Below are 11,383 nucleotides of genomic sequence, written 5' to 3' on the forward strand. Positions count from 1 at the left end.
GAACCATAAAAAATAATTTGATTTTATAATCTCTAATATATTATTATATCAGAATTTATCTGCTTTTTCCTTAATAATCTAGGTGAAAGTTCCTTAAAAATAGAATAAAACCTCAATTTGAATGATGTCCTAGTCGTACAAATTTAGAACCACTAAAACAAGCCTTCAACATTGAGGTTTCTTACATACTTCTTACATACTAAAATAAATGGAATGAAAACATTAAAATAAGCTGACAAAATAATCTGACAGAATATACTAAAACAAGTTAACAGAATACACTAAAATTCGTTCTTTTACATCATTTACTTCAAAGAGATCACTACAATCAATAGGCTCTTCCTGTTCTAAACGGACATGGTTATTCAAGAAGTTTTCTACCTCTTCGTTAACGTAGTAGAAAAATAGTTTAATCTCCCGAGGATGATGATACAGGGAATCAAAGATATTTCCTAAGACCCGCTTAATCGTATGGAGCGCAAAGGGATTAAAGAAAAAACAACGATCTGCTTGATCTGGCAATTCATAGAGCGCCGCATCACCATGCACAAAGCTTACACGATTGCGAGCTGCTGGGCTTTCACTATTGATAAGAGCCTTTTCATAGAGTCGTTCATCGTATTCAATGCCGATGGAGTGACAACCCGTTTGGTACGCCATAAAAATGCTGACACGACCCTTGCCACTGCCGTAATCGATGAGGGTATTTTTCTTGCGAATATGACCACTATTTGCCAAGCGTTCTAGCACACAATAATCCGTCGGCTCATAAGGATGATGCTCCGTATCAGACCGACTATCATCGCGGCCTGCTGTTTTTATTTGTAAAACCTGTTCCCATTCCTGTTCACTTGTCATATATCTAATCCCATCATGAATTCCCAATTGTATGACCTATTTTTAATACTAAATTGATATTTATATATACTATACCCTTATTAGAGCAATATTTACAAATTAAAGGTAATCATGTATCATAATATATGACAAAGGAAGTCAATGTGAGACACGTTTTCACGCAAACAAAAAAGGAGGGTGGTGGCCCTCCTTTTTTTGTGCTAGTTACTGACGGAAGTAACCATCTAGCCACTTGCAGATGTAGTGACAGGTTACACCTGCTACGATGGATACTATTAAGGAAATCAAAGTGTCAAACACGTTTTCACCCCCTTTCTGTTACCAGTCTGGGGCAGTAACACCTATAGTATACAACAAAAGCACCTATCTTAGGTGCTTTTGTTGTATCTAAACACGTATCGATGCTAATATGGTATACTATGTGTAATATATCTATTTTTCTCATGTGCAGAATATAAAAGGAGAATCTATTTACATGGACAGTGATCTGACCTTAGATTTTATAATTATCGTCGTATTAATCATCGCCAATGGCTTATTCTCCATGACGGAGTTAGCCATCGTCAATGCTAAAAAACGTAAACTCGAAGAAATGGCAGAGGCAGGCAATGAGCGTGCTAAAAAGGCCTTTGAATTAGCAGAGAATCCTAATAATATGTTTTCTACTATTCAAATTGGTATTACCCTCGTTGGTATTTTAACTGGTTTATATTCTGGTGCGACCTTCTCTGGTCCATTAGAAGAAATTTTAGCAGCTAATATTCCAAGTATTGAGCCCTATGCAGCATCCATTAGCTCCTTACTCATCGTTGCTATTATCACCTATTTATCCCTCGTTATTGGCGAGCTCGTACCAAAACGATTGGCTTTAAATAGTCCTGAAAGCATTGCTGTTGTTGTATCTAAACCGATTTACTGGTTATCTGTAGCATTAAAACCTATTGTTAGCTTTCTAGGCGTTTCCACAGAATTCCTCTTAAAATTATTAGGCGTTACTGTGAAAGAAGAGGCTCCTGTTACAGAGTCTGAAATTAACAAAATGCTCACCGAAGGCGTTGCCATGGGTGCTTATGAAGAAGAGGAACCTATCCTCGTAGAAAATATCTTCCACCTAGCAGATATGAATGCTGGCGACATCATGACACCTCGTACGCAGCTCAAATGGATTGACCTTAATGGCACAGAGGATGAAATTATGGAAGTCCTCAAAAATGCTAACCATTACCGCATTCCTGTAGGTACCGATTCCTTGGACGAACTAAAGGGTCTCGTAACTGTATCTGACGTATTGGTACAGATCATGCAACGTCCTAGCGAACGCTCTATTCATGATATTATTGAGTCTTGTTTGAAAGAACCATTACTCATTCCAGAATCCATTACCCTAATGAAATTGTTGAACGTTCTTCGTACAGAAGGCGTCCATGAAACGATCGTTCTTGACGAGTACGGCGGTTTCAGCGGTCTTGTAACCTTACATGATATTATGGAAGAAATTGTAGGTCTCATGCCTTCCGGTGAAGAAGAAATCAAAGAAGAAGAAAATAAAATCGTGGAACGTGAAGATGGCTCCTGGCTTGTAGATGGCCTTCTCGACGTAGATGAATTTAAAGAATTCTTCCACATCGATGAAGAATTACCAGGCGAAGAAAAAGACTTGTACAAAACAATGGGCGGTCTATTAAACGTTCTCTTTGGCCGCATTCCAAAAGAATTAGACAAAGCAAAATGGAATGGCTATACCTTTGAAGTGGTAGATATGGATAATACTCGTATCGACAAGATTCTTGTAACCTATGAAGAACCTATTGTAGTACAAGAAACAGAAGAAAAAGATTAATAGTTAATAGTTAAAAGTTACTATCTCATAAATATATGAGATTCATAAGTTTATAAAGAGTGAGTTCTCCTACGGAGGACTCACTTTTTTGTATATCCCCCTAGCCGTTTACATATAAATATAGTATTATTAAATTGTATAAAATATATAATCAGACCTAATAGAGCTATTAATTACTATAATTTTAATGGCTAATTTAGATCTACTCTCATAATATGGAGTCCTATGAATGCTACATCTATGTAGTTGTGTGTCATAGGGCTTATGTGTGGTATAAAGGAGAGATTCTATGAATCAACGAGTCATAGCAACCATAGGAGCCCTCTTAATCGGGACTGCCGTCATAAGTGGTTGTGGATCTGAAAAGCAACCTGAGGATACGAGCCTCAAGGTGCGTACTATCACCATCGGTGAAGAATCTGGTACTACAGGCGCTGGCTATGCAGGCACCATCCATAATAAAACGGAAACAAACTTAGCCTTTCAAATTGGAGGTCGCGTCATCAATAAATTCGTCAATGTTGGTGATGTGGTGCAAGCAGGCCAAGTTATCGCGCAAATCAATGGTTCAGATACATCAGCGCAAGTACAAAATGCTGAGGGTGCTGTAAAAGCTGCTCAATCGGCTTATGAATTAGCGGAAACTAATGCTAAACGATATCGCGAGCTCTATGCACAACAAGCGATTAGTAAATTGCAATTAGACCAAGCAGAAAACCAATTGAATGCTACCTCTGCTCAATTACAACAAGCACAGGCTAGCCTCAATTTGAGTAGCAATCAAAATAGCTATACTACTTTGACTGCTCCTGATACAGGTATTATTACAGCTTTCAATATTGAAGCAGGCCAAGTCGTAGCAGCCGGTCAAAGCGTCGGTACCTTAGCAGCTGGTCGCGACCCAGAAGCAGTCATCGCCCTTCCTGAGCAAGAATTAACTAAGGTTCATGTGGGTAGCCCTGCCACTATTACATTCTGGGCTCTACCTGATGTAACCGTGCAAGGTGTGGTCCGTGAAATTTCACCAGTTCCTGACCCTGTGGCGAGAACGTATACCGTAAAAATTACCTTACAAAATCCTCCAAAAGAGGTACAACTAGGCATGACGATCAATGCTAATCTATCTACTACAGATAGCACCAATATTTCCATTCCATTGACGGCTCTTGTGAAAGACTCTAACGGCAATAATGCAGTGTATATCATTCGAGACAAAAAAGCTCATCTCGTGCCAATTAAGACAGGTGAATTTGGTAAGAACTCCGTCATCGTCACATCTGGTTTAGCTAAGGGTGACATTGTCATCACCGCAGGTACTCAACAATTACAAGAAGGGACGGCGGTGAGTCAATGAAACAATTTAACTTAGCCGAATGGGCCCTCAAACATAAGTCCATTATCTACTACTTCATGGCTGTGCTCCTCACCTTTGGTATCTTCTCATACAACCATATGGGACGTATGGAAGACCCAGACTTTACGATGCGCACCATGGTGGTCGGCGTTGCTTGGCCGGGGGCTTCTCCACAAGAAATGTCTGATCAGGTAACGGACAAATTAGAAGAAAAACTGCGTGACCTACCTGGCGTCGATTATACGAAATCTTTCACAGATGGCAGCAAATCAGTTATTTTTATTAATCTAAAAGAAAATCTACCATCCGATAAAATCCGTCCCGCGTGGGAAGAAGCGCGGAACATGATCAACGATGAATGGAAGTCATTACCACAAGGCGTTCAAGGACCAACCATCAACGACAGATTCGATGATGTATACGGCATTATCTACGCCATTAGCGGCGATGAATTCTCGTACGAAGAAAAGCGTCAACAAGCAGAAGACTTAAAACGTCAGTTGTTATCTGTTCCAAATGTTAAGAAAATCAGCCTCATTGGGGTGCAACAACAAACCCTTAATGTAACGATTAATAAGGATAAATTAGCATCCTATAAAATCAGTACACAACAGCTTTTAACGGCTATCAAACAGCAAAGTATGATGGTTCCAGCTGGTATGATTACAACGGATACGAATAATGTATATCTCCGCGTGAACGGCCTATTCGATAGTCCACAAGCCGTACAAGACATGCCAATTCGCATCAATAATCAAACCTTGCGCCTTGGCGACATGGCTGATGTAACCATGACCTACCAAGACCCTAGCAATCCTCAATTCTACTATGAAGGCAAGCCAGCTATCGGTATTGCTATCTCCATGGATGCAGGTGGCAATAATATAGAATTTGGTGAAGCTATCGATAAAAAGCTAGCAGAATTGAAGAAAACTATTCCTGCAGGCCTTGAGCTCGATCAAGTATCAAATCAGCCACATATTGTTAAAGAATCCATTGGCGATTTCTCTCAATCTCTATTTGAAGCTATCGCCATCGTATTGCTCGTAAGCTTTGCATCCCTTGGCTTGCGTACAGGTGTGGTCGTAGCCCTCACTATTCCTGTCGTTGTGTCTACCACATTCATTTTGATGTATGAAAGTGGCATTTATCTGCACAAGGTTAGTCTAGGTGCGTTAATACTGGCTCTAGGCCTCCTCGTAGATGATGCCATCATCGTTGTAGAAATGATGAGCGTTAAGCTCGAAGAAGGTTGGGGTCACTTTAGATCTGCAACCTTTGCTTACCAATCGACAGCGTTCCCTATGCTATCTGGTACGCTCATTACATGTGCTGGTTTCTTACCATTAGCACTCGCAGAAGGCATGGTAGCAGAGTTTACAAAATCTCTATCCATCGTTGTATTTATGGCGCTCATCCTATCTTGGTTCGCCTCTGTTCTCGTCAGCCCTGTTCTCGGTTATAAAATCATCGAAAATAAGGCTCCAAAACCTGAATCAGAATGGACCAAACGAGACCGTATCATGCACAAGCTCAGTGTTACATTCTATGATAAATTTGAAAAACTATTACATTGGGCTTTAGGCCATCATAAGGTTGTATTACTCATCACCTTAGGTGCCTTTGTGTTATCCCTACTTTCACTACCATTGATCAAACAGGAATTTTTCCCATCATCAACACGTAATGAAATCATCGTATCCATGCAATTCCCTCAAAGTTCGTCCATCGAATATACTGCAAATCAAGCGAAGATCATCGACGAACACTTACAAGGTAACGAACATATTTCAACATTTACATCCTACATCGGACAAGGTTCTCCACGTTTCGTCCTCACCTTGGAACCGGAATTGCAACGAAACAATTTCTTGCAGTACGTTATCGTTACTAAATCCTTAGAGGATCGTGATAAATTATATGCAGAATTGACGCCATACTTAAATGAAGAATTCCCATCTGCCCTTGTAAATACTCAATTTGTACAAATTGGCCCACCATCTAAATATCCAGTTATGCTCCGCGTTTCTGGACCTGATCAAAAGGTGGTAAAAGAAATTGCCAACAAGGTTAAAGACAAGATGCAAGGCGACAAGGATTTGCATAACATAGCCTTTGACTGGCCAGATACGGAACCAGTAGCCAATGTTCATATCGATCCTAATAAGGCTCGTTTACTTGGTATTGATAGCTATGCCGTATCCTTACACTTGCAAAGCCTATTATCCGGTACAAAATCTGGGGAATATTACGAAGGTAACCAAACAATTCCTGTTACATTCCGTTTAGGAGATAATGAACAACACAACTTAAGTGCTCTATCCTCCTTACCTATTCAAACAGGCAATGGTTCCTACGTACCGCTTAGCCAAATTGCAACCATCACCATGACTCAAGAGGATGGTATCATCTGGCATCGCAACATGATGCCAACCATCAGCATTCACGCTAATGTAAATGCTGGTGTTTTAGGCAATGCGAAAACTAAAGAAGTTTATAAATTCTTACAAGACATTCGCGATTCCTTGCCTACAGGATATACCATTGAACTTGATGGGGCCGCTGAAAAGAGCGTAACAGCTGTACAAAATCTAGTAAAACCAATGCCGATTATGCTCTTTGTGATCATGACAATCCTCATGTTCCAATTAAAGCGTATCGCCCTCATGTTCATGGCCTTGCTAACAGCGCCTCTCGGATTAATCGGCGTTGTATTAGCTCTGAATATTACGAGAACTCCATTGGGCTTTATGGCTATTCTAGGTATTATCGCCCTTTCGGGTATGATCATTCGTAACTCCATTATCTTGTTAGACCAAATCGAAATCCACAAGGCAGAAGGACAAACACCTCGTGAAGCGATTATCAACTCCGCTACACTTCGTTTCCGCCCTATCATGCTAACTGCTATCGCAGCGATTTTAGGCATGATTCCTCTCATGGAATCTGTATTCTGGAGCCCACTTGCCATCGCCTTTAGCGGCGGCCTACTAGTGGCAACAATTCTAACACTCATCGTACTACCAGTTATGTATGCAACATGGTATAAGATAAAATAAAAAACAGCAGGGTTTTACCCTGCTGTTTTTTTTAGTTACATGAATATATTGAAACTTACTTATTTTACTTAGAATTATATTAATAGTAATATCTGACGTAGTCTATTACTTATTAAACTACAACGGCTGTACCATTGCATGTAACCATGAGCATACCGTTTTCTGCACCTACTGTACTGTATTGGAAGGATACGCCGATAACAGCATTAGCACCCAATTTAGAAGCCCGTTGAGACATTTCATCAAGAGCTGCTTGGCGTGCATTCATCAAGGAGTTTTCATAGCTACCACTACGACCACCAACGATGTCGCGAATACCGGACATGAAATCTTTCACAAAGTTACGGCCTTCTACGACCTCACCAAATACAATACCTTTGTACTCTTGTACAGGTTTGTTTTCAATATGCATAGTTGTAGTAATAATCATAATTGTATCCTCTCTAATTGACTACAATATATTTTGATTAATTATAGCAAGGCTTTCACATAAATACAATCAAAAAAAAGACCTGTTCACTATTTCATAATGAACAGGTCTAATTATGTTATTATTTATCAAAATCGCGGTCTAGGTTAACCTCTTTCAATGGAACAAGTTTTGTTTTCTTGATGTATTTGTAACCTAAGTATACTGCGAAGAAGATTGGCAATCCGATGTACGCAACGGATACGCCATACCAGTCGATTGTATCGCCTGTGAAAGCGGAGTAGTTTTGACCAGCAATGATGATGACGCAAAGAATAAACGCCAAGATTGGACCCACTGGGAATAACCACGCTTTGTAAGGCAATTCACTAAGATCTCTGCCTTGTGCAATGAAGGCACGGCGGAAGCGATAGTGAGAAACAGCGATACCAACCCATGCAATGAAACCGCAAAGACCAGAAATATTAACAATCCAAGTATAGGCAGTACCTTCGCCAATAAAGCTTGTAAGGAATGCAAATAAACCTATTGCAGTCGTTAAGATTAATGCTGGCACTGGAACGCCACGTTTATTAAGCTTACCGAAGATTTTTGGTGCTTGCCCTTCTTTAGCAAGTGCATACAGCATACGCGTAGAAGAATAGAGACCAGAGTTACCAGCACTGAGTACTGCCGTTAAGATGATAGCATTGATAAAGCTAGCAGCAAAGGCAAAACCAAAGCGGTCGAATACGAGTGTAAATGGAGAAATAGATACATTCTCTACACTAGAATTCAATAGGTTTGGATCAGTGTACGGAATTAAGAAACCGATAACTATGAAAGCACCGATATAGAACAACAAGATACGCCAGAAGATTGTATTAATCGCTTTTGGCACGTTCTTTTCAGGGTCTTCTGCTTCACCAGCGGCTACACCGATAAGTTCAGTACCTTGGAAGGAGAAACCAGCCACCATGAAGATAGCGAGGATAGATTCCCAACCACCTACGAATGGTGCTTCCCCTACTGTCCAGTTCGCAAATCCTGGAGATGTGCCTCCAATGCCTAAGATAAGCATAAAGCCACAGAATAGGAATACGAATACAGTAATAACCTTGATGCTAGAGAATACATATTCACTTTCACCAAAGGAGCGAGTCGATAAATAGTTCAAGCCGAATAAAACGAGCAAGAACAGAGCAGACCATACAATGGCAGGCACATCAGGGAACCAATATTTCATGATGAGTGCCCCTGCTAAAACTTCAGCGGCCAATGTAATAGCCCAGTTAAACCAGTAGTTCCAACCTAAGGCAAAACCAAAGGCAGGGTCTACATAGCGTTTTGCATAAGTCCCGAAGGAACCAGGAATCGGCAAGTACGTCGCCATTTCACCAAGAGATGTCATGAGGAAGTACACCATGATACCGATGAGGCCGTAAGCTACAAGCGCACCACCAGGGCCTGCTGTACTTACAACTTCACCGCCAGCTACGAATAAGCCGGTACCAATAGCGCCACCTAAAGCGATCATATTCATATGACGCGCCTTTAGGGAACGTTTTAAATGTTGATCTTTATTAGAGGTAAACTCTACGTTATTATTTTGATTTTCAGCCATGGGTCACCTCTTACAAATCTAGATTACGCACATATTTTGCGTTATCTTCAATAAATTTACGACGAGGTTCTACCTTATCGCCCATGAGAACGGTAAAGATTTTATCAGCTTCGATGGAATCTTCCAAGCTAACTTGTAAAATCGTACGGTTTTCAGGGTTCATTGTAGTTTCCCATAATTGTTCAGGGTTCATTTCACCTAAACCTTTGTAACGTTGGATGGTAATACCATCGCGGCCTACTTCATCAAGCTTAGCTGTAAGCTCTGCATCAGAGTATACATACCAGTGGGATTTACCCTTCTTGATTTGGTACAACGGTGGTTGTGCAATGTAGATATGACCTTCCTCTACCAATGGTTTCATATAGCGGTAGAAGAATGTTAACAACAAGGTACGGATATGAGCGCCGTCAACGTCCGCATCTGTCATGATAATAATCTTGTTATAACGGGATTTTGTAATATCGAACTCTTCCCCAATGCCAGTACCGAAAGCGGTAATCATGGAGCGAATTTCGTTATTCGCTAAAATCTTATCAAGGCGCGCTTTTTCTACGTTAAGGATCTTACCACGCAAAGGCAAAATCGCTTGGTAACGACGGTCGCGACCTTGTTTTGCAGAACCACCCGCAGAGTCACCTTCGACTAAATAAATTTCAGTCATAGATGTATCTTTTTCGGAGCAATCTGCCAATTTACCAGGAAGGCTGGATACTTCTAAAGCATTTTTACGACGAGTTAAGTCGCGGGCTTTACGAGCTGCCTCACGAGCACGGCTTGCCATCGTTGCTTTTTCGATGATTTTCTTCGCATCTTGTGGATGTTCTTCAAAGAATGTTCTTAGACCATCAGATACGATCACATCTGTAATACCTTTAACTTCGCTATTGCCAAGTTTAGTTTTTGTTTGACCTTCAAACTGAGGTTCCAATACTTTTACAGAAACAACAGCTGTCAAACCTTCACGTACGTCTTCACCGGAAAGGTTGGATTCATTTTCCTTGATCAAGCCAGATTTACGGCCGTAATCATTGAGGGTACGAGTCAAAGCAGCACGGAAACCAGAAAGGTGAGTACCACCGTCAACAGTATTAATGTTATTTACAAAGGACAACAAGTTTTCGCTGTAGCTATCGTTATATTGCAATGCAACGTCTACAACTACGTCGTCTTTTGTATTTTCAATGTAAATTACAGTTGGGTTTACTACTTCTTTATTTTCGTTCAAGAAGGTAATGAAAGAACTCAAACCACCTTCGTAGTGGAAGCTTTCAACACGAGGTTCCTCTTGGCGCAAATCGCTCAATGTAATGCGAAGGCCTTTATTAAGGAATGCCAATTCTTGTAAACGAATTTTCAATGTATCAAAGTTGAATACAGTAGTTTCAAAGATTTCAGCATCTGGCTTAAAGATAACAGTAGTACCAGTACCTTCTGCTTTACCGATTTCGTGTAACTCGGAAGTTTTATGACCACGAGCAAAGGAAATCTCTTGAACGATACCATTTTGAGATACTTGAACCTTAGTCCATTCACTCAACGCATTTACTACGGAAATACCTACGCCGTGAAGGCCACCAGAAACCTTGTAGCCGCCACCGCCAAATTTACCGCCAGCATGTAATTTTGTTAATACTAACTCTACCGCAGACATACCGGATTCATGCATCCCTGTAGGGATACCACGACCATCATCGACAACAGTAATACTGTTATCTTTATTAATGGATACTTCGATATGTGTAGCGTAACCTGCGAGCGCTTCGTCAACAGAGTTATCTACTACTTCATAAACGAGGTGATGTAAACCGCGAATAGATGTACTACCAATGTACATACCAGGGCGTTTACGTACCGCGTCAAGACCCTCAAGAACCTGTATATTCTGAGCGCCATAATTTTCTTCAGGCATGAAACAAACTCCTCCTAACAATCTATCACACTGTACTGGATTGAAATTTGGTACAACACATGTACAGAATAAATCTTATCTCTTTATTATACTATAAAACTCATCAATTCGTCTCATTAAAGTCTTAATGCTAATACCAGACCCATATACGCAATCATCAGTGACCACATAGGTCTTGATTTGCTCCTCTGGTACCATAGCGATATACTCTAGCGTTTCATAGTGATGAATAGGACTTTTATGGGATTTTCCGCCCTTGGCGTGTACCATGGTAATGATGGATTCGATAGGTACGGAAACGGTATCCCCAATATGAACGTACATAGG

The 11,383-nt window shown here is 40.5% G+C and carries 8 protein-coding genes; 3 read left to right on the forward strand and 5 right to left on the reverse strand.

Features of this window, described 5'->3' with window-relative positions; translation table 11 throughout:
• Positions 1 to 258: 258 nt before the first annotated feature.
• Positions 259 to 858, reverse strand: coding sequence for a methyltransferase domain-containing protein (locus KH109_RS07210; protein ID WP_295217267.1), 600 nt, complete (start codon positions 856 to 858; stop codon positions 259 to 261).
• A 475-nt stretch (positions 859 to 1,333) separates the two neighbouring features.
• Between KH109_RS07210 and KH109_RS07215 the strand changes: the two genes are divergently transcribed.
• The 3 genes from KH109_RS07215 to KH109_RS07225 all read left to right on the forward strand — a co-directional run bounded on the left by KH109_RS07215 (position 1,334) and on the right by KH109_RS07225 (position 7,111).
• Complete coding sequence (locus KH109_RS07215) at positions 1,334 to 2,698, forward strand: hemolysin family protein (RefSeq protein ID WP_295217278.1); 1,365 nt, start codon at positions 1,334 to 1,336, stop codon at positions 2,696 to 2,698.
• 289 nt (positions 2,699 to 2,987) lie between these two features.
• On the forward strand, positions 2,988 to 4,052 hold the full coding sequence (locus KH109_RS07220) for an efflux RND transporter periplasmic adaptor subunit (protein WP_295217289.1): 1,065 nt from the start codon (positions 2,988 to 2,990) through the stop codon (positions 4,050 to 4,052).
• Positions 4,049 to 7,111, forward strand: a complete 3,063-nt coding sequence (locus KH109_RS07225) for an efflux RND transporter permease subunit (RefSeq protein ID WP_295217304.1) — start codon at positions 4,049 to 4,051, stop codon at positions 7,109 to 7,111. Before KH109_RS07220 ends, KH109_RS07225 begins: the two co-directional genes overlap by 4 nt.
• Before the next feature lie 112 nt (positions 7,112 to 7,223).
• Here KH109_RS07225 and KH109_RS07230 read toward each other — a convergent pair whose 3' ends face one another.
• From KH109_RS07230 to KH109_RS07245, 4 genes are all read right to left on the reverse strand, one after another.
• Positions 7,224 to 7,541, reverse strand: coding sequence for a YbjQ family protein (locus tag KH109_RS07230; protein ID WP_105094815.1), 318 nt, complete (start codon positions 7,539 to 7,541; stop codon positions 7,224 to 7,226).
• Positions 7,542 to 7,662: 121 nt separating this feature from the next.
• Positions 7,663 to 9,144 carry an amino acid permease gene (locus tag KH109_RS07235; protein WP_295217324.1) on the reverse strand — a complete coding sequence of 494 codons (1,482 nt, stop codon included), beginning with the start codon at positions 9,142 to 9,144 and terminating at the stop codon, positions 7,663 to 7,665.
• A 10-nt stretch (positions 9,145 to 9,154) separates the two neighbouring features.
• A complete protein-coding gene (gyrB, locus tag KH109_RS07240; protein WP_295217335.1) occupies positions 9,155 to 11,056 on the reverse strand; it encodes a DNA topoisomerase (ATP-hydrolyzing) subunit B in 1,902 nt (633 codons plus the stop codon).
• Positions 11,057 to 11,131: 75 nt separating this feature from the next.
• The gene (locus tag KH109_RS07245) at positions 11,132 to 11,380 is read right to left on the reverse strand and encodes a DUF370 domain-containing protein (protein WP_105086251.1); all 249 of its coding nucleotides are present in this window, start codon (positions 11,378 to 11,380) and stop codon (positions 11,132 to 11,134) included.
• Positions 11,381 to 11,383: the final 3 nt, after the last annotated feature.

Source organism: Veillonella sp., from assembly GCF_018381775.1.
In the GTDB taxonomy this organism is placed as follows: Bacteria; Bacillota; Negativicutes; order Veillonellales; family Veillonellaceae; genus Veillonella.